Raw genomic sequence first — 18810 nt, 5'->3', positions numbered from 1 at the left:
ATACTGCAGACTCAGATAGGACGTGTGTGGTCTTTATCTTTAGCCCGTCTTTGTGGTGCCAGCAGGAGCAAGGTTGCAATCGGCCACAATACGGTCGTCACCAGACTGACAGTAAAATAGGTCCAACCCGGGAAATGCGCATCTGGTGCCACCAGCATGCGTACGGCAAGCTGCACCAGTTGGGCAAACAGGAATAAAGGGAATACATGCAAGGTTTGTGTCAGTGGATGAAACCACAGCACACGCCTGTGTATCATGATGGCAAAATACGATAACAGGGTATAAGCCAAGGCGTTTTCACCCATGTAGATAGAATCATGCACATCCATCAGCAGGCCCATGGCAAATGCCACACCTATGCCTACCTTGCGCGGCTGGTGTATGGTCCAGAATACCAATACCAGGGCAACAAAATCAGGTACACCTATCCAGCCCCCCCAAGGCAAGAAATTCAGGAAAAAAGCGACCGCAAAGCTGATAGCGATAAATAGCGGGTTGACTGGCAGCAAAATGTAGTGCGGACTATTCATGTCTTGGGCTCCCTGGCATTTGCAGGCGCATCCTTGGCCGCTGCATCTTTCGCTGGTGCATCTTTGGGCGGAGTTTCTTTCGCTGCGCCCTCTTTAACCGGCAAATCTTTCATGGGCTGGTCCACTGGCCTGGTGTCGGATGCCGGCGCCGCTGCATCACGGGTCACCTTGCGATTGATTTTTTCTTTCTTGGCACGCACGTCCTCGGTATCCGGACGTGACAAATTATCCGCAGACACCAGCAAGACCAGCAACTGCTTGTTGCGGTCGATACCTGCGGCTGGTACGCACAAGATGCTTTCAAAGGTGGTGTTGGCCTTGTTTTCTACCTGCACTACCTTGGCAACTGCCAGGCCGGGGGGATAGATACCGTCTATGCCCGAGGTCACCAGTTGGTCACCATTCTGGATGTCGGCATTGGTGGTCAGGCGCATGTCCAGATAGCTGGACTGGCCGCGTCCATACGCCACGCTGCGCAAACCATTACGCAGGATTTGTACAGGAATAGCCTGGTTTTTATCGGTTAGCAAGGTCACTTCGGCAGTCAATGGGAATACCCGGGTCACCTGGCCGACTACACCAAGATCGTCAATCACAGGCTGGGAAATTGCAATGCCATGCTTGATGCCACGGTCTATGATGACCTTGCGGCTGGCCGGGTCACGCGCATCGTAAATGATTTCTGCCATGACGGACTTGACTTGCAAACGCTCACGCGCATCCAGCAATTTGCGCAAATGGGCATTTTCTGCCGACAATTGCCCTGTCTGTTGCAGGGTATTGGCATTCTGGGTTTGCTGAATTTTTAATTGCGTGTTTTCTTTTTCCAGCGCAGTCACCGAGACAAAATAATCAGAGGCACGCTTGATGGTGTCGCGTGGCATCACGGCGACCATTTGCACCGGATACAGCACACTGCCAAGGATTTGCCTGACCAGGGTCAGGGACTTCAGACGGGAATCAACAACTAACAGAAAGATCGCCAGGACGGCAAAGAAAACCACCCTCACACGCGCAGATGCGCCTTGCTTGAAGAGTGGTGGTGGGCTGTAATCCATACTTTACCGGTGTTTCTCAATGAACAGCGCAACAAGCATTTTAATGTGCAATCAAATCAGCTTTGCGTCAGTAGTAAGCACTGATGCATGCCTCATCAAATACGGGATGAACAGCCAACATCGGTGCTGGCTGTCTTCCCACGATGGTCCGGTGTACTCTTATTATTCGTAAGAGAAAATCGAGCCCAGCTTATCCATGCGCTCCAGCGCCATGCCAGAGCCACGGACTACGCAAGTCAGCGGGTCTTCTGCAACGATGACTGGCAAACCGGTTTCTTCCATCAGCAAACGGTCAAGGTCACGCAGGAGTGCGCCACCACCGGTCAGCATCATGCCTTTTTCAGCAATGTCGGCACCCAGTTCTGGCGGCGTTTGTTCCAGCGCGTTCTTAACGGCAGAAACGATGTTGTTCAGCGGATCTGTCAGCGCTTCCAGGATTTCATTGCTGGAAATCGTGAAGGAGCGTGGAATGCCTTCGGACAGGTTACGGCCCTTGACTTCCATTTCCTTGACTTCAGAACCCGGAAAAGCAGAACCGATGGCTTTTTTGATGGCTTCAGCAGTTTGCTCACCGATCAGCATGCCGTAGTTGCGGCGGATGTAGTTGACAATCGCTTCGTCAAACTTGTCACCACCTACGCGGACAGAACCCTTATAGACCATGCCACCGAGGGAAATGATACCGACTTCCGTCGTACCACCGCCGATATCAACCACCATGGAGCCGGTTGCTTCAGAGACTGGCAAGCCAGCACCTATCGCAGCAGCCATCGGTTCTTCAATCAAATACACTTGAGAAGCGCCGGCGCCCAAAGCAGATTCACGGATCGCACGGCGTTCTACCTGGGTAGAGCCACAAGGGACACAAATGATGATACGTGGGGATGGTTTGAAGAACTTGGTGTCATGCACCATGCGGATGAATTGCTTGAGCATTTGCTCGGTGACGGTAAAATCAGCAATCACACCATCTTTCATCGGGCGAATAGCCTCAATATTACCTGGTACCTTGCCCAGCATTTGCTTGGCTTCTTTACCTACTGCCTGAATTGTTTTCTTACCGTTGGGGCCGCCTTCTTGACGGATCGCGACTACGGATGGTTCATCAAGCACGATACCCTGTCCACGAACATAAATCAGCGTATTGGCTGTTCCCAGATCGATCGCCAGATCATTTGAAAAATAACTACGTAAAAAACCAAACATGTATATTGTCCTGTATTTAACTGATTGTGGGCTCAACCCGCTCTGCCGGGCTGCGCTACCGAATTTTTAACCCTGACTGATTCCAGTAAAAACTGAGCAGCCATCTCGCAATCCAAGCATGTTAGGGGATTTAGCAAGCCATTTAGGGCATTAACCCGCCATTCTACCTTATAATCTGTTTAAATTTATTCGATACCAACACCTAAATTACGCTTTTGGTGGCACATCGGATCATGTATTTTTTGACACTCTTTTTCGCGTAAAAATGCGCTACTGAACTATGTCCCTGACACTTGAAGATGTGAAAAGAATTGCCAATTTGGCAAAATTAAAAACCTCGACCGAAGAAGAAATTTCCACACTGGAGAAACTGAACGGTATTTTCTCGCTGGTCGAGCAGTTAAAAGCTGTCGATACCACGGGTGTAGCACCTCTGAGCCACCCTATCGCCGCTTTGCTGCCGGAAATGGCTTTGCGCCTGCGAGAAGACGTGGTTACTGAAAGCAATCATCGCGAAGATTATCAAAAGCCAGCGCCAGCGACCCAGGATGGCTTGTATCTCGTGCCTCAGGTTATTGATTAAGCAATAGAGTCCTCATGCATACCAAAACAATTTCGCAATTATCCGCCCTGCTACAAAGCAAACAGGTATCTGCCACCGAACTTGCCCAGCATTATCTGAACCGGATCGCTGCCAGTGACCTGAATGCTTTTTTGCATGTGAATCCTGAATGGACCTTGCAACAGGCTGCAGCAGCAGATGCACGTCTGGCCAGTGGTGATGCAGGTGTATTGACGGGCGTGCCTATCGCCCATAAAGATATTTTCGTGACACGCGACTGGCGTTCGACTGCCGGCTCACACATGCTGGAAAATTATGTCAGTCCCTTCGATGCAACCGTGGTTAAACTGTTCAATAAAGCTGGCACCGTCACACTGGGCAAATTGAATTGCGATGAATTCGCCATGGGTTCATCGAATGAAAATTCTTATTTTGGTGCGGTGAAAAACCCTTGGGACAAGACTGCCGTACCTGGCGGCTCTTCTGGCGGTTCAGCTGCGGCGATTGCCGCGCGTCTGGCACCGGCTGTAACAGCTACTGACACTGGTGGCTCTATCCGTCAACCAGCATCGTTTTGCGGCGTCACTGGTATCAAGCCAACTTACGGCAGTGTATCGCGCTACGGCATGATCGCTTTTGCCTCTTCACTGGACCAGGGTGGTCCTATTGCCCAGACTGCTGAAGATTGCGGCATTTTGCTGAATGCGATGACAGGTTTTGATGAGAAAGATTCCACTTCTCTCGAACGCAAAAAAGAAGATTTCAACCGTGACCTGAACAAATCACTGCAAGGTTTGCGCGTCGGTGTACCGAAAGAATTTTTCTCTGATGGCTTGGCTGCAGATGTGGAACAGGCTGTTCGTGCTGCGCTGGCGGAATATGAAAAGCTGGGCGCGACACTGGTAGATATTTCCTTGCCAAAAACCGAGTTGTCCATCCCTGTCTATTATGTGATTGCGCCAGCAGAGGCTTCTTCGAATCTGAGCCGTTTTGACGGTGTACGTTATGGTCATCGCGCAGCAGATTATACTGACCTTGAAGACATGTACAAGAAGTCGCGTGCTGAAGGTTTTGGTGCTGAAGTCAAGCGCCGCATCCTGGTCGGTGCCTACGTACTGTCGCACGGTTACTATGACGCCTATTATTTGCAGGCACAGAAAATACGCCGCCTGATCGCGCAAGATTTCGCTGCAGCGTTCGAGAAATGCGATGTCATCATGGGGCCGGTGGCACCGACCGTGGCTTGGGACCTTGGTTCTAAGGCAGATGATCCGGTAGCCAACTATCTGGCTGATATTTTCACCCTCTCTACCAGTCTGGCCGGCTTGCCTGGCATGTCTATCCCTTGTGGTTTTGGTCAGGGTGATAAAAATGCGAAGCGCCCGGTAGGTTTGCAAATCATCGGCAATTATTATGATGAAGCGAAATTGCTGAATGTGGCTCACCAGTTCCAGCAAGCGACAGACTGGCATACACGCACACCGGCATGAGCCTCTTCCCTCTGACAGGGAATGAGAGATCATGGACATGGAATTGATGTGCTGCTTTATGTAAAGAGGCAGAGGCAATAAACAAAGATATAACGAGGAATATTATGCAATGGGAAGTCGTTATCGGTTTTGAGACGCATGCGCAACTCAAGACCAACTCAAAAATTTTCAGCGGCTCTTCAATACAATTTGGTGCTGAACCAAATACCCAGGCCAGCCCGGTCGATCTGGCCCTGCCTGGCGTGTTGCCGGTCATGAATAAAGGTGCAGTAGAAAAGGCCATACAGTTTGGCCTGGCAGTAGGTGCGCTGGTCGCGCCTGAATCCATCTTCGCCCGCAAAAATTATTTCTACCCTGACCTGCCTAAAGGCTATCAGATCAGCCAGTTTGAAATCCCGGTAGTACAGGGTGGTTTCGTGCCCTGCGTGTTTGAAAAAGATGGCAAGACCGAATTCAGGAATATACAACTGACACGCGCCCATCTGGAAGAAGATGCCGGCAAATCCATGCATGGTGCTGCTGACCGTATGACAGGTATAGACCTGAACCGTGCGGGTACACCCTTGCTAGAAATCGTGACGGAACCTGTGATGCGCAGTGCTGCTGAAGCGGTAGGTTATGCAAAAGCCCTGCATTCACTGGTAACCTGGCTGGACATCTGTGATGGCAATATGCAGGAAGGTTCTTTCCGTTGCGACGCCAACGTTTCTGTGCGTCCGGTAGGACAAAAAGAATTTGGCACACGTTGCGAAATCAAGAACTTGAACTCTTTCCGTTTCCTGGAAGAAGCAATCAATATTGAAGTACGTCGTCAAATCGAATTGATCGAAGATGGCGGTAAAGTCATCCAGGAAACCCGCCTGTATGATCCGGACAAAAAAGAAACCCGCTCGATGCGTAGCAAAGAAGATTCGATGGATTATCGTTACTTCCCCGACCCCGATTTGCCACCTCTGAAAATCAGCCGTGAATGGGTAGAGCAAATACGCGCCACCATGCCTGAGTTGCCATCTGCGATGCGCCAGCGTTTCATCGAGCAATTGGGCTTGACTGAATATGATGCGACTATCCTGACGCAATCCAAAGGCATGGCTACTTATTTTGAAGCGGTGGTGACTGCTGCTGGTGCAGCACAAGCCAAGCCTGCGGCCAACTGGATGATGGGTGACGTGTCAGCAACCTTGAACCGTGAAGGCCTGGATATCAGCGCTATTCCGGTAACGTCTGCACAATTGGCAGTGTTGTTGCAACGTATTGCTGATGGCACGATCTCCAACAAGATTGCCAAGGAAGTATTTGCAGCAATGTGGCAGGCACCATCTGCGGATGTGAATCTGGCAGATCAGGTGATTGATGCCAAAGGTCTGAAACAAATTTCTGACGTTGGTGCGCTCGAAAAAATTATCGACGAAGTCATGGCCGCGAATCAGCAATCTGTCGATGAATACCGCGCTGGCAAAGAAAAGGCTTTCAACTCCCTGGTGGGTCAGGCAATGAAAGCGACCAGGGGCAAGGGTAACCCTGCACAGGTCAATGAATTGCTGAAGAAGAAACTGGCTGGCTGATTTCTGCCAGCAAATAAAAAACGGCACCTCTTTGCGGATGTGCCGTTTTTTTGCCTTCTCATATAGTCCTGACTGAGTTCCAGATTTAAGCCCTTGCAACAGTCTTAGTCAATATCAGTTGGGCGTGAAGTAAGCCGCAACAGTCTGCACGTCATCCGCAGTGATATTGCCAGCGGTCACGCGCAGCTTGAGGTAGCTGATCAGGTAATTGTATTTGGCCTGAGCCAAGTCACGTTTGGCAGCGACCAGTTGTTGCTCGGAACCGAGCACGTCAAGATTGATACGGACACCGCCCTTGACACTTTGCTTGGTTGCTTCAACCAGCAAAGTCGATGAGTTGACCGACTTTTGCAAAGCATTGATTTTCGTCAAGCTGGTTTGTATCGCATTAAATTGCTTGCGCAATTCTATCGAGATTCTATTCTTGGTTGAATCCAGATCAGCCTTGGCTTTGTCGCGATTGGCGATGGCCTGGTTACTGATCGCCGTCACATAACCACCAGAATAAATCGGGATGACTAATTGCACGCCAACGCTTTTGATTGTCTGATCTTGCGTACGTGTTGTGATGCTGTCAGACAAACCGCGATTATAACCGGCGTTGAGTTCCAGCCTTGGTGTATGCCCGGCTTTGCTTTTGCTGATTTCCAGCTCGGCTGCTTCTACTGAATATTTAGCAGCCGCAATTTCAGGATTGTTTTCTGTTGCAATCGCCATCCACTCTTCAAAACTGGACATGGCAACGGGCATCACAGTGAACTCTGGACGCAAGCCATCAAGTTGAACTACTTCACTACCAACGATGGCAGAAAAAGCATTTCTTGCATTCAGCAAACTGTCTTGCGCTTCAATCACCTGAGCCTCGGCAACATCAAGCTTTGCCTGGGTCTCCAGCATGTCGGTCTTGGTGCCTTCACCTTTTTCAAACATGCGTTCATTGATGCGTTTTTGTTCAGCGTAGGCATCTCGTTGGGCGCGGAACAAGTCTTGCTGATCTTCCGCGAATTTGACGTCTGCATAAGCAGTCGTCAGACGGATGATCAAGTCCTTGCTACGCGCAGAAAATATGGCATCGCTATAGTTGGTCTGCGCTATACCTTGCTTGTAACGCGCAGCCGTATCCAGGCTGAACAATATCTGACGCAGCGAAACAGAATTGGTGATACTGGTGTAATCGTAATTACTGACAGTCACGCCACCGGTTGGCTGGCCCAGAAAGTTCACTGAAGGCGAAGTGATTTCTGCACGGTTTTTACTTGTTCCGTAAGCGTACTGTATCGTCGGCAGCAAACCGGCGCGGCCGATATTACGGTACTCCTTACCAGCAACGTTTTCAGAAACGGCAGCACGGTAAGTCGGATCATTGACCAACGCAGCTTCATAGGCCTGCACCAGGCCCATGGCCTGAGCCTGGCCTGCCGACATCACCAGGATGCCGCAGGCAGCTGCGATCAGATTAAGGCGCTTCCATGATTTTTTCATCATTAATCCTCAGTCATTGCAGAATGGGCACGGTCGATCACTGGTTTGAGCAAGTAGTTCATCATGGTGCGGCCACCGGTGCTGACAAACATCTCAACAGGCATACCAGGACGGATGTTCAGGTTGGCAATCATTTTCTTGCCTTCAGGTGCTACTTCTGCACGGACTTTATAGAAGGCCTGACCTGTTCTTTCATCGACAGTACGGTCAGCCGATACCTGGGTAATGATGCCCGGAATATGTGGCGTCGTATTAGTATTGAAGGCAGAGAAAATCAACTCTGTTTTCAGACCGGCATGCACCTTGTCTACCAGGTTGACTGGCAAACTGGCTTCCACGATCAGCGCATCATCCTGTGGAACCAGTTCCATCAATTTGAAACCGCTAGGCACAACAGCACCTTTGGTGAAGACATTCAGGCCTACAACGGTGCCTGATACTGGTGCTTTCACTGCGACATTGTTCAGATCAAAATCCAGTGCAGTCAGGCGGTTTTGCAAGGCTTCTGCTTCTTTCTGGATATCGGACAATTGTGTGCGGATTTCTTTTTGATAGTCTTGCTGACGCTGAGATTTACGCAAGCCCATTTCCATGATCTGGCGTGAGACACGGCCCATATTACCCAGGTCTTCAGAGATACTGCCATTGACCTGCGCATAAGTACGTTCCAGATCCAGCAGACGATTGCGGGCGATATAGCCTTCCTTGGCCAGGTCGCGCATACCATCGAGCTGTTCCTTGAGGAATTGCTGCTGTTGCTTCTTGCTGACCATGGATTCCTCCAAGCCTTTGTGTTGCGATTTCAAGCCAGCGATGTTTTCATCTAGAGCACCCAGCTCACTTTGTATGGAAATCTGGCGCGTAGTGAATAGTTGCTGTTGCAGCGAAATGACGTTAGCAACGCGGGGATCATTTTTTGCCTCATCCAGTTCCTTGGGGAAACTGATGGACTTTGCACCCACGCGTTCAGCCAGCAATCTTGCTTCTACGGCCTGGGCTGTAAACAATTGCACCCTGGTGATTTCTGCATTTGACTTCGCACTGACAGAATTCATCTTCAACAAGGTTTGACCTGCTTTAACGACATCACCATCCTTGACCAGAATTTCGTCAACAGTACCGCCAGTCTGATGCTGTATGACTTTACGACTGGACGCGACAGCAACGTTACCGCTCATCGGTACACCCTTATCGAGCTTTGCCGTGAATGCCCACAGCAAGAAACCAACTACGCCGATCAGGATGATGATCCAGCCCAGGCGGGAATAGCCGCGTGCATCTGTATTAACTTCAAGTATTTCTACGTTGTGAGTTGTCACGTCCGTGACATCACCTTTTTTGACTAATGCATTTTTCATGATTATTCCTCTTCTGCAGCTGTGGCATTAATTCTTGCCTGCGTATCTGCTGGTGGCTCTGTAGCTGCTGATTGCAGAGCGCCCTGAGCCTGAGCTTGCTGGGCAGCCTGTTGTGCCGCAGCAGCTTGCTGGGCTTGCTGGGCCTGTTGTGCCTGTTGTTGATTTGCCTGATTCAGCGCGGCCAGTACCTGGTCACGCGGTCCAAAGGCCTGGGCCACACCATCACGTAACAACAAGAGCTTGGTAGTAGCACCCAGAATCGTCGTACGGTGCGTGATCAACACAATCGTTTTGCCGCGTTGACGCAAATCATTCACAGCAACAACCAGAGCCTGTTCGCCAATATCATCCAGATTTGAATTTGGTTCATCAAGTACCAGCAGGGATGGATCGTCATACATGGCACGCGCCAGACCAATACGCTGCTTTTGGCCACCAGACAAACCGGCACCGCCATCACCCAAACGTGTATCGTAACCTTGCGGGAAATGCAAAATCATTTCATGCACACCGGCGCGCTTGGCAGCCATAATGACTTTTTCAGAATCAACTTCACCAAAGCGTGCGATGTTTTCTGCTACTGTGCCGCCGAACAATTCTATGTCTTGTGGCAGGTAACCAATATTTGGTCCGAGTTGATCTTTATTCCATTGGTAGATATCAGCACCATCGAGACGCACCTTACCAACCGCAGCTGGCCAGACGCCTACCAGCAAACGTGCGAGCGTGGATTTACCGGAACCTGATGGGCCGATCACGCCAAGCACGTCACCTGGTTGCAAGGCCATGGACAAGCCTTTGACAACAACAACGGTAGAACCTGGAGGCGCTGCAGTCACGCCTTCAACAGACAATGCACCCAGTGGTTTAGGCAGGTCCATACCAGCCTGGCGCGGTGGATTGGATGCCAGCAATTCATTCAAACGGCCGTAGGCACCTTTGACTGTGCTCCATTGTTTCCATACACCGATCAATTGATCGATAGGGCCAGTCGCTTTACCCAACAGGATGGAGCCGGCAATCATCATGCCTGGCGACATCTTGCCTTCAATCACCAGCAAAGCACCAAAACCCAGTACCAGGGATTGAACCGAAACTCGGACAAATTTACTCAAGGCCGTGATAATGCCGGACTTCTCGCTGGCTTCTGCCTGCAATTGCAGGAAACGGCCATGCAACTTGAACCAGCGTGACATCAGGTTCGGCAACATGCCCATGGCTTCAATGACTTCGGCATTACGCAGGTTATTTGTCGCCAGATTACTGGAGACAATGGCCATGGTATTGGCTTCGGTCAAAGGCTTTTTGGATACCACTTCATTGGCATACGCCAGGATCACCATGACGATCACCGCAGCCAGCGCAAACAAGCCGAGGTAAGTGTCGAACATGAAGATCACGGCCAGATAGAACGGGAACCATGGCGCGTCAAAGAAAGCAAACAAGCCAGCACCCGTGAGGAACTGGCGAATCTGCGTCAGATCCTGCAAAGCCTGGCCGGCATTACCGCCGCCACGCTTCAGGTTTTGTTCAAACGCAGCCGTGTAGATGCGTTTGTTCATTTGCATGTCGAGCTTGGCACCGAGGCGTATCAATACGAAGCTACGGATATATTCAAGCGCACTCATCAAGGCGTAGGCACCCAACATCAGCAATGTCAACATCAACAAGGTGATTTCGTTGCGGCTTTGCAAAACACGATCGTAAACCTGCAACATGTACAGGGAAGGTGCTAACATCAACAGATTGATGATGGCACTGAAAATGCCAACGGTTCTGAAAGCACTTTTAAAGGTCATCAGGACCTGTGCAATTTCAGTTTGTGGAAGTTTTAATTTCGAGATCATTTGTATTCTTTGCACACTGAAGTGCTAAAAACATCGCAATATAAAAGGTGGCCGCTTGGTGAATAAAGTTTGACTAGAACAAATTCATCCACATGTCATCTACATGTTTAAGGCAAGGCGGCATTATCCCTGTTCACAACCCAATTAAATGTGACGTACATCACATTTTTCGAAAGCGTAACACAAGTTTTACGCTTTTAAAACGTGTTTCGTGTATCGAAGCATGCATATTTCACATACCCCCCCCTGTATAAAGAAAATCACGCTATCTCAGCCCTGAAGCTATTGGTATTTTCTGCATACTCCCCATATCAATGCGAAGCAAGAATTTTTGAAAAATTCTGACTTTATTAATTTGACATGCCATTTCAATATTAAAAAGCATCGTCGTTGTGAAGCAAAGTGATATCCGTCACATAAACCATGCATAGGTCAGGTGATTTGCCCGGGGAATATGCTGGGCGACATTAGTGGCTTTGTGACGAGTGAGATATTGCGTAAAAAAGGGCGCCAAGGGCACAACGAGGCTAAAAGATAAGGAATGAAAAAGAACTGAAGCAAAAAAAACGCCCCGCAATATCCGTTGCGGGGCGCCGAGTTCTTAATGGTCTTGCTGGCTACCGCTTTATTTTAACTCAATTACGACTGTGTTTACAAGCGGCTGTGCAGATATATCATTTTCAATGTTAACTTTTGTTTCATTTCCCAATGTGTATATCCATTCAAGCTGAGCAGGCAAACACACTCTTTGCAAGTCATAAAATTCACAGGCAAAACGGCGGGCGTTTTCACCTAAACGTTGTCGTTCTTCCGGCTGATCCAGCAAGGTGCAGACCTCTTGGCTTAAAGCCTCTACATCAAAGAAATCTACCAGCCTGCCGGTTTCGTTGTGGCGTATTGCTTCACGCAATGGCTGGGTATTCGAGGCGACGATGGCACAACCTGCGCTCATGGCTTCGAGCAAGCTCCATGACAATACGAAGGGGTAAGTCAGGTACACATGTACGCGTGACAATTGCAGCAAGGGGATGAAGTGCTGATAAGGAATATTACCCAGGAAATGGATACGCTGGCGTGCACTCTCCGGTAATTGAGGACTCACTTCGTTGAGGAAAATCTCTTTCCACGATTTTCCACTGTCAGACTTGGCACCATAACTGACATCATCACCACCCACCATCAAAACGTGGGCATTGGGGCGCTGTGCCAGTATTTGCGGCAAGGCACGCATGAAAATGTGGTAGCCGCGGTATGGCTCCAGATTGCGGTTCACAAAGGTAATGACTTCATCATCCCGCGTCAGCTTCAGCCCGCCACCCAGGGTCAAGGCGACGTCGGGATTGGGGGCGATCATGTCGGTGTTGATACCGTCGTGAATAACGCTGATGCGCTCACGGAAGGCATTAGGGAAAGTACTGGCCTGCCAATGCGTAGGGGAAATGGCCGCATCGGCTATTTCTATATGCAATAGATTATTGATGTTCTTGAGTTGTATCTTGCAGGCTTGTTCTATGTCATTGGAAGAAAACTCAGGGTCAAAGCCAACATCAGCACCTTGCGCGTGATAAAAGAATTCAGCATAGATGCCAAGCTTGGCTGTGGGCCAGACTTTTTTCAAGAACAGACTTTCTCCCCATCCAGGGTGGGCAATGATGACGTCCGGGACAAAGCCCTGCCCCCGCAATTGCAGGGCGGCACGCATGGCAGCTTCACCGCGGATGACCTTGGGTTCACTGTCCGCCAGCCAGGGATGGGTTTCAGCACTGGTACCGCGGGTGACCTGATATGAAAATACCTTTACCCCATTCCACAACGCGGGTGCTGCCTTTTGCATGGTCAGTGCAACGACTTCATTCGCCGGATCTGCTGCCAGCACGGGCGCGAGATGCACAAACTGACCTGGAAAATTTTGGTGAACAAACAGGATTTTCATAGCACAAATTGAGTAGGAATACGAACTTTGGAAATTGCTACAGTATAAACGCTATTCGCCTCTGGCGAGACATGCAAATACCCTTGCTGCTGGCAAAATCCTCAGCACCTCTCATGATGCAATTAAATGGCGGGAAAATGCCTCAAGAATGCCATCGGGACGCAGATGATGGTCATCAATATGCCATTGCTGGCTGGCTTTGCCCGTGCCGCTATCGGTCAAGGCAAACACATCCAGGAAATCCATACCTCTCGCTATCACTTGCTGTCTCAGGCTGGCATTGAACAAGACGAGAAATTGGCCAAACTCCTGCAACTCGCCATCAGTGTGGCCAGTTTCATTCATATGATAGGCGGGTACACCACTGATGATGAGCTTGAATTGGCGCTGCTGCGCCTGAATCTCAATAAAGTCCAGAAATGCGACTACCGTATCGTGCACGCGCTGTGACAGGCTAACTGTAGCAGCTTCGGTAGATTCAATGGATTTCTTGCTGGCTTTCAAGATGCCGCTATCAATGCGGCAATCAATTTCGCCTATTGTGATTAAAACGCAGGAGGCGACAGGTATCGCCTGCAGATATTGCGTCATCAATTGCTGGTAATGATTGGTTTCAGATTGACCGATTTGCCATTGCGTACATCCCTCTATCCAAAGTCCCTTGCATTGCAGATGCTGGCCGCGATAACCAAGGATCAGATTATGCGTTGACAACATGTGACTTTCACCAATGACGTACAAGATGCCTTGCGCTTGTGGCAATGATGCCTGTTGCCTGAAAGATTGCCACCACGCCTGTATCTTTAGCATAAAGACACAGTAGATCAAAGAACCCTTGTCTTTGATCAATGCATTGCCGAGCATGTCTTTCGCCACCTGTAACAAAGCGTCAACATTGGCTGGATTGCCAAAGACATAGTGCAAAATTGCCAGTTGTAGCGCGGCATTTTGCCTGGGGAAGCCAGTAGTCGTCAGTTGCAGTACTTTGGCATAGTGCTCAACGGCCTCATTTAACTGACCCGTGATTTTATAGACATTTGCCAGGCAGCCATGTAGCTCTGGATTGTCTGGGGCAATATTTAACCCTTGCTGGTAACTTTGGCTGGCCTCCGGTAATCTTTCCAGCTTCAAAAGCGCATTGCCGCGATTGTTCCAGGATTGAAAATGCGTCGCATTCACGCGCAGCACTTTCTCATAGTCGTTCAGCGCCAGCGCATACTGACGCATGTCCATGTAAAGATTGCCGCGGTTAAAATAAGCATCAGGAAAATCTGGCTGTTGACTTAGCGCCTGCGCATAACAAACCATCGCTTCTGCTTCGCGTCCCAGAGCGCTGAGTGCATTTGCCTTGTTGTTCAGGACTTCGGCAAAGTCAGGTTTTGCTAATAAGAAACGGTCATAGCTGGCGATGGCATCTGCATGGCGCTCCAGATCCAGCAAGACATTGCCGAGCGAGGCATGAATGATGGTATGCGCCGGATTGATGGATACAGCCAGAGAGAGCAGATCAAGCGCTTGCAGTAACTCACCTGTGCTGCGTTTGATCATGCCCAGAAATTGCAAAGCGTCGAAATGCCTGGCGTTAATCTGAAGTATCTGTTGATATAAGACCGCAGCATCAGCGAGTTTTCCAGTCTGATGCAGCACCAAGGCCTTTTGCATTAATTGTGCCGCTTCGGCTTCTGCCGCAGTACTTCCTGCCACAGATTTCACCTGTCGTGAATTACCTGGCGTTTTCTTTTTATACATTTAGTACAGCAAGTATTATTTCAGCTGCGCCATTACCAGACCCCTGACTTCTTCCTCAGTTCTGGCATTTTTTGTCCCCACCGCCCATAAATCAAAAGCAGATGGCCTGGCTGCTGCTACAACCGTCTTGAAACCGGACCCTGCCAGCGTATTCATCAGTACTTTTTGGGTAAAGCCACATCGGTGCGCCATAAACAGATTGCCTCTTTCCATGGAAGCACGATGACCATACAAGATATCCAGAGGAGAAATCGGACCTGCTGGTGATACATAGGCTGGTTCAATCAATTTATCTTCGACGACCAACTTACAGACAGAAATCAAGTCGGGGCAGGTCACCACAAATATCCCATCGTCTTTCAAGACACGCAAGATCTCCTTGAGAGCCAGTGGTACTTCATGCGGATACAAATGTTCAATATTATGTGAAGAATATACCGCATCGATAGAGGCTGTTTCAACGGCACTCATATCCGTCAACGTGCCTTGTATGTCAGGATTGACGGTAGGGTCAATATCAAAGCGTATTTCCTGCCAATCATCTGACTGAAAAAAAGGCGTGGTGCCTGACTTGTTTTGAGGGCCGCAGCCTACGTGTAATAATTTCAAAGCATTCACCTTGTCGTTTGATCCCAAAGAAAATGGGGCACAGGCCCCATTTTCCATTCACATTCTATATCAAGTCAAATACAGATTATTGAACCTGATCTGGACGTGAAGATGCCAGTGCAACTTTAGGCAGATGATGGAAAGATGCCCAATGCAATTCCAGCAGCGACATCAGGCCACTGCGGACCCAGCGTGCCAGTGTGGCATCGTCCAGTGCCAGGACTTTTTCGCGGTCAACAATGCGGAAACCACCGATCAGATGTATTTCATTGCCTTCGTGGAAGTTGAGGTCTTTAGCAACCAGTACGCCCGTGGTTTCCAATTCATTCAGAACCACGCGGCCTTCACGCAGATTTTTTTCGTAGCTGTTCAGCAACTCCAATACTTTACCAAAGCTAGGATTGAATTCTGCTTTCTCAGTAAAGACCAGTTCGCCTTCTGTTGTATTGAATTGTGGCGCATCCATATCAGCAGCCAGCACGTAGTCATCTGTGTCGCCAATACGGCCAAGGATGAATGGGTAACGGCGTACATGGACGGGCACATAGGCTTCAGTCCATTGATTTTTTTCATTCAAGAATACGTTTCGCTCTCTCAATCCCAATACGGCAATCGGATTGAGCAAGCCGGATTGTGAGAACAAAACAGGATAGAACTGTGCTGCCTCAGGAATTTCTGTTGGTGCCAGGGGGGCAGTAGTCAGGCCACGGGCAAACGCAAAGTCTGCAGCTGGTTGAAAGCGCAAAGAGCTATGCAGGTTCTTGTCCAGGGTTTGAGCATTTTGAAACATAATAAAACTCCAATAACTATAAAAAGCCCATTTCCATTGATGGCATGGGTTAAGCGCAAGGCTTAGATGGCATTAAATCGCAAATCAATGTTTATTTTGATCACAACACGCACAACACGCAAAACACGATTACTTATCGTGAAATGAAGACGTTTTGGCCAAAATCAAGTGCAGTATTGTATCAGCAGGATAAAGCGATGGCGCTTTTTTCAGCACTTGACTCATATTACGACCGGGTTTTCTTTACGCCAGATCAGCAGATAACCGGGAATCGCTTGCAGATTTTCCATCCTGATGGTCTGTGGCAGGCATTGCAAAAGCGTAAATTCATATGCAGATGCCAGTTTGCCCAAATAGCTTAATTGATGCGCATAGCGGCCGCTGCTACGTAGCGTATACCCCGCGACATCATTTTCTTGCGTCAACCTTTCGTCTGCGGCTTCGACAGAAAATGCAAAGATGCCATCCGCGACCAGCAAGCGGCTGATGTCAGCAACGATATGGTCAAGCTGCCCCAGATACACAAATACGTCAGCAGCGGTGACCACCTCGTAGCTTGCAGCGGTCTCTTGCCGGGTCATCGTCAGTAAATCAGCTTGGATCAATCTGTGATAAATCTGCCTGGCCTGCGCTTTTAACAGCATTTTTTCAGACAGATCAACGCCGACCAATTGCGCTGCCATAGAGGCGAGTTCCTTTGCTACCAGGCCAGTGCCGCACCCCAAATCCAGTATGCGCCATGCCTTTGCATCTGCATTGGCGTCAGCGATGCGCAATTGTCTCAGTTCTTTGCCAATGACAACTGGAATCTGGTATGCCAGCACTTCTTGCAGATGCTGATCGAAGCGTTCGGCGTAATCATCAAATACCTTGCTGACATAACTTACTGGCGCCTGGGTGCTGGCCTGGCCACTGAGTACGTGAATGAAATGCAGGGCATTGCCGTGCTCAGGGTCCAAGGCGACGGCACGTTGATAGCTGTTGATGGCCTGGGCAGGCTGGCCAGCATCCTTGTAAATATTGCCCAGGGTATTGTGAATCTCAGCCAGGTTTGGCTGCAGGGTAACAGCGCGCTCTGCACATTGTATGGCGAGCTCCAGCTCTTTACGTTTTTGGTAAATCAGTGCCAGATTATTCCAGGGCTCTGCCAATGCCGCATTCAAACGGATTGCTTGTCTGTACGCCAGGATAGCGTCATCCTGCTGACCGATATCTTTATACACATTGCCTATATTGCTGTGCGCCTCGGCATAATCGGGCTTGAGCTTGCAGGCTTGCTGAAAGCATGCGAGGGCCTGATCTGGCTGAGCAGATTCGCGCAATGCTAACCCTAAGTTATTCAGTGCATAGAAATTTTGAGGATTGATCTGCAACGATTACCGGATAAGTTGCGCCGACTGCGCATAATCTCCCAGCTGGTGAGCAGTCACTCCGTATAAATGCAATGTATCGGCATGGTCAGGTTTAAGCTCCAGAATGTGCTGATAGATTTTCCTGGCAGCGTCAATTTGACCGCTGCGGTGTGCGGCCATGCCCTGATCCAGCATGACCTTGAGCTGCTCTTGTATTTGTTGCGTTTGCAATATTTGCTGGTTTGCTTGCGCATGCATTGCCTCATCCGCAGCCATACAGCATTGTTTGTATTTTTTCCCACTGCCACATGAACAGGGATCATTACGGCTCAATTTTTTCATTGTCATCAGGCTAGCTGGTCTGCAAAGAGGATCAAAATCAATTGGTGCACATGTTAACAATAAGTTGCCATCAATTGTAGATACTTGCAGCGAATTGCGGACTTTAGCAGCAAATCTTTGCGCCTAGACATTCATCCAATATGAACGGATGAGAGCGATAAAAAAACCCACCGCTTTACAGAGGTGGGTTTTTATTTTTTGACAGCAGGGAGGATATTCTCTCCCTGCTGCATGGGTAGCAAGCTACCCATTTTCCTGCATTGCTTACTGAATTAAGCGATAAAGTCGCCAGCGACGATGGAACCTGCGCCAGTGATTTTAACGATAAAGTCAGTTGCATCAACAGTACCTACAGTGCCACCGATGTTTTGGAAAGCATAAGTACCAGCTGCTGTACCTGCGGCTACAGTGATCACGTAAGCCTGAGTATTCGCTGCCAGAGCCGCGCCAGCTGCAGTTGCTGCTGTAGCGATTGCTGCTGCCAGAGTAGATACGTCAGCAGTAGCGATAGACAACAGGTTCAATGTTGTTGCTGCTGTGCCAGTTTTGAACACGTCAGCGCCAGCAACTTTGAAGTTTGCTACTGTATCGATATTAGCGATGACAGAACCAGCAGTGATAGTTTCAGCACCAGTTGCAGTTGTAGACAGGTTGATCGTATCAGCACCTGTACCGCCGGTTACTGTTACTGCTGTCGCTGCTGTACCCAACAGATTAACTGTTTGGCCGCCTGTACCCAGAACAACTACGTCGCCTGTTGCGCCTTTAGCATAGTTCAAAGTTACACCAGCACCGTTTTCGTTAGTGAATGTCCAGCCAGTTGCAGCAGAGCCAGTTACGTTCACTGTTTCAACGCCAGTTACCAGAGCAGAGATATTCAAGTTAGCACCGATAGCACCGATGTTCAGTGTATCTGTACCCAAGCCGCCGTCCAGCG

At 49.3% G+C, this 18810-nt stretch carries 15 protein-coding genes and 2 pseudogenes; 3 read left to right on the top strand and 14 right to left on the bottom strand.

The genetic code is table 11. From position 1 onward, the window contains the following. Positions 1-11: 11 nt before the first annotated feature. The 3 genes from mreD to ACO0LG_RS13985 form a co-directional block, all read right to left on the bottom strand. Positions 12-530 carry a rod shape-determining protein MreD gene (gene mreD / locus ACO0LG_RS13995; RefSeq protein WP_423027297.1) on the bottom strand — a complete coding sequence of 173 codons (519 nt, stop codon included), beginning with the start codon at positions 528-530 and terminating at the stop codon, positions 12-14. Then, positions 527-1588 (bottom strand): rod shape-determining protein MreC, encoded by a 1062-nt coding sequence (mreC, locus tag ACO0LG_RS13990; RefSeq protein WP_423027295.1) that lies wholly within the window; start codon positions 1586-1588, stop codon positions 527-529. Before mreC ends, mreD begins: the two co-directional genes overlap by 4 nt. Before the next feature lie 162 nt (positions 1589-1750). Continuing rightward, positions 1751-2794 (bottom strand): rod shape-determining protein, encoded by a 1044-nt coding sequence (locus ACO0LG_RS13985; protein ID WP_162061166.1) that lies wholly within the window; start codon positions 2792-2794, stop codon positions 1751-1753. A 280-nt stretch (positions 2795-3074) separates the two neighbouring features. Between ACO0LG_RS13985 and gatC the strand changes: the two genes are divergently transcribed. The 3 genes from gatC (at position 3075) to gatB (ending at position 6411) form a co-directional block, all read left to right on the top strand. Then, a complete protein-coding gene (gene gatC, locus ACO0LG_RS13980; RefSeq protein WP_423027293.1) occupies positions 3075-3377 on the top strand; it encodes an Asp-tRNA(Asn)/Glu-tRNA(Gln) amidotransferase subunit GatC in 303 nt (100 codons plus the stop codon). A gap of 14 nt (positions 3378-3391) precedes the next feature. Next, positions 3392-4846 (top strand): Asp-tRNA(Asn)/Glu-tRNA(Gln) amidotransferase subunit GatA, encoded by a 1455-nt coding sequence (gene gatA, locus ACO0LG_RS13975; protein WP_423027291.1) that lies wholly within the window; start codon positions 3392-3394, stop codon positions 4844-4846. 89 nt (positions 4847-4935) lie between these two features. Next, positions 4936-6411: an Asp-tRNA(Asn)/Glu-tRNA(Gln) amidotransferase subunit GatB gene (gatB, locus tag ACO0LG_RS13970; protein WP_423027987.1), complete on the top strand. Its 1476-nt coding sequence runs from the start codon at positions 4936-4938 to the stop codon at positions 6409-6411. Positions 6412-6525: 114 nt separating this feature from the next. Here gatB and ACO0LG_RS13965 read toward each other — a convergent pair whose 3' ends face one another. The 11 genes and pseudogenes from ACO0LG_RS13965 to ACO0LG_RS13915 form a co-directional block, all read right to left on the bottom strand. Then, entirely contained in the window at positions 6526-7893 is a 1368-nt protein-coding gene (locus tag ACO0LG_RS13965) for a TolC family outer membrane protein (protein WP_423027289.1), read from the bottom strand. 2 nt (positions 7894-7895) lie between these two features. Then, positions 7896-9251, bottom strand: coding sequence for an HlyD family type I secretion periplasmic adaptor subunit (locus ACO0LG_RS13960; RefSeq protein ID WP_423027287.1), 1356 nt, complete (start codon positions 9249-9251; stop codon positions 7896-7898). A 2-nt stretch (positions 9252-9253) separates the two neighbouring features. Continuing rightward, positions 9254-11098 carry a type I secretion system permease/ATPase gene (locus tag ACO0LG_RS13955; protein ID WP_423027285.1) on the bottom strand — a complete coding sequence of 615 codons (1845 nt, stop codon included), beginning with the start codon at positions 11096-11098 and terminating at the stop codon, positions 9254-9256. A 625-nt stretch (positions 11099-11723) separates the two neighbouring features. Then, positions 11724-12989: a glycosyltransferase gene (locus ACO0LG_RS13950; RefSeq protein WP_423027283.1), complete on the bottom strand. Its 1266-nt coding sequence runs from the start codon at positions 12987-12989 to the stop codon at positions 11724-11726. A 153-nt stretch (positions 12990-13142) separates the two neighbouring features. Continuing rightward, positions 13143-14735, bottom strand: coding sequence for a tetratricopeptide repeat protein (locus ACO0LG_RS13945; RefSeq protein ID WP_423027281.1), 1593 nt, complete (start codon positions 14733-14735; stop codon positions 13143-13145). A gap of 60 nt (positions 14736-14795) precedes the next feature. Then, on the bottom strand, positions 14796-15389 hold the full coding sequence (locus tag ACO0LG_RS13940) for a class I SAM-dependent methyltransferase (protein WP_423027279.1): 594 nt from the start codon (positions 15387-15389) through the stop codon (positions 14796-14798). 85 nt (positions 15390-15474) lie between these two features. Then, complete coding sequence (locus ACO0LG_RS13935; protein WP_423027277.1) at positions 15475-16179, bottom strand: SapC family protein; 705 nt, start codon at positions 16177-16179, stop codon at positions 15475-15477. Between the two features lie 221 nt (positions 16180-16400). Next, on the bottom strand, positions 16401-17552 hold the full coding sequence (locus tag ACO0LG_RS13930) for a tetratricopeptide repeat protein (RefSeq protein ID WP_423027275.1): 1152 nt from the start codon (positions 17550-17552) through the stop codon (positions 16401-16403). A gap of 3 nt (positions 17553-17555) precedes the next feature. Further along, positions 17556-17789 carry a tetratricopeptide repeat protein gene (locus ACO0LG_RS13925; protein ID WP_423027985.1) on the bottom strand — a complete coding sequence of 78 codons (234 nt, stop codon included), beginning with the start codon at positions 17787-17789 and terminating at the stop codon, positions 17556-17558. A 15-nt stretch (positions 17790-17804) separates the two neighbouring features. Beyond that, positions 17805-17873, bottom strand: a pseudogene (locus tag ACO0LG_RS13920) (SEC-C metal-binding domain-containing protein); the annotation flags it as partial. A 272-nt stretch (positions 17874-18145) separates the two neighbouring features. Further along, positions 18146-18810, bottom strand: a pseudogene (locus ACO0LG_RS13915) (hypothetical protein); the annotation flags it as partial.

Source organism: Undibacterium sp. Ji42W, assembly GCF_049340405.1.
In the GTDB taxonomy this organism is placed as follows: Bacteria; Pseudomonadota; Gammaproteobacteria; order Burkholderiales; family Burkholderiaceae_D; genus Undibacterium.
The sequence above is the reverse complement of the archived record's forward strand: the minus strand, read 5'-3'. Positions and strand labels throughout refer to the sequence as shown.

What these genes read in the sequence shown, in the direction of transcription:
- mreD (WP_423027297.1), bottom strand. Translation starts at nt 530, where the DNA reads ATGAATAGTCCGCACTACATTTTGCTGCCAGTCAACCCGCTATTTATC.
- mreC (WP_423027295.1), bottom strand. Translation starts at nt 1,588, where the DNA reads ATGGATTACAGCCCACCACCACTCTTCAAGCAAGGCGCATCTGCGCGT.
- ACO0LG_RS13985 (WP_162061166.1), bottom strand. Translation starts at nt 2,794, where the DNA reads ATGTTTGGTTTTTTACGTAGTTATTTTTCAAATGATCTGGCGATCGAT.
- gatC (WP_423027293.1), top strand. Translation starts at nt 3,075, where the DNA reads ATGTCCCTGACACTTGAAGATGTGAAAAGAATTGCCAATTTGGCAAAA.
- gatA (WP_423027291.1), top strand. Translation starts at nt 3,392, where the DNA reads ATGCATACCAAAACAATTTCGCAATTATCCGCCCTGCTACAAAGCAAA.
- ACO0LG_RS13965 (WP_423027289.1), bottom strand. Translation starts at nt 7,893, where the DNA reads ATGAAAAAATCATGGAAGCGCCTTAATCTGATCGCAGCTGCCTGCGGC.
- ACO0LG_RS13960 (WP_423027287.1), bottom strand. Translation starts at nt 9,251, where the DNA reads ATGAAAAATGCATTAGTCAAAAAAGGTGATGTCACGGACGTGACAACT.
- ACO0LG_RS13955 (WP_423027285.1), bottom strand. Translation starts at nt 11,098, where the DNA reads ATGATCTCGAAATTAAAACTTCCACAAACTGAAATTGCACAGGTCCTG.
- ACO0LG_RS13935 (WP_423027277.1), bottom strand. Translation starts at nt 16,179, where the DNA reads ATGTTTCAAAATGCTCAAACCCTGGACAAGAACCTGCATAGCTCTTTG.
- ACO0LG_RS13925 (WP_423027985.1), bottom strand. Translation starts at nt 17,789, where the DNA reads ATGCATGCGCAAGCAAACCAGCAAATATTGCAAACGCAACAAATACAA.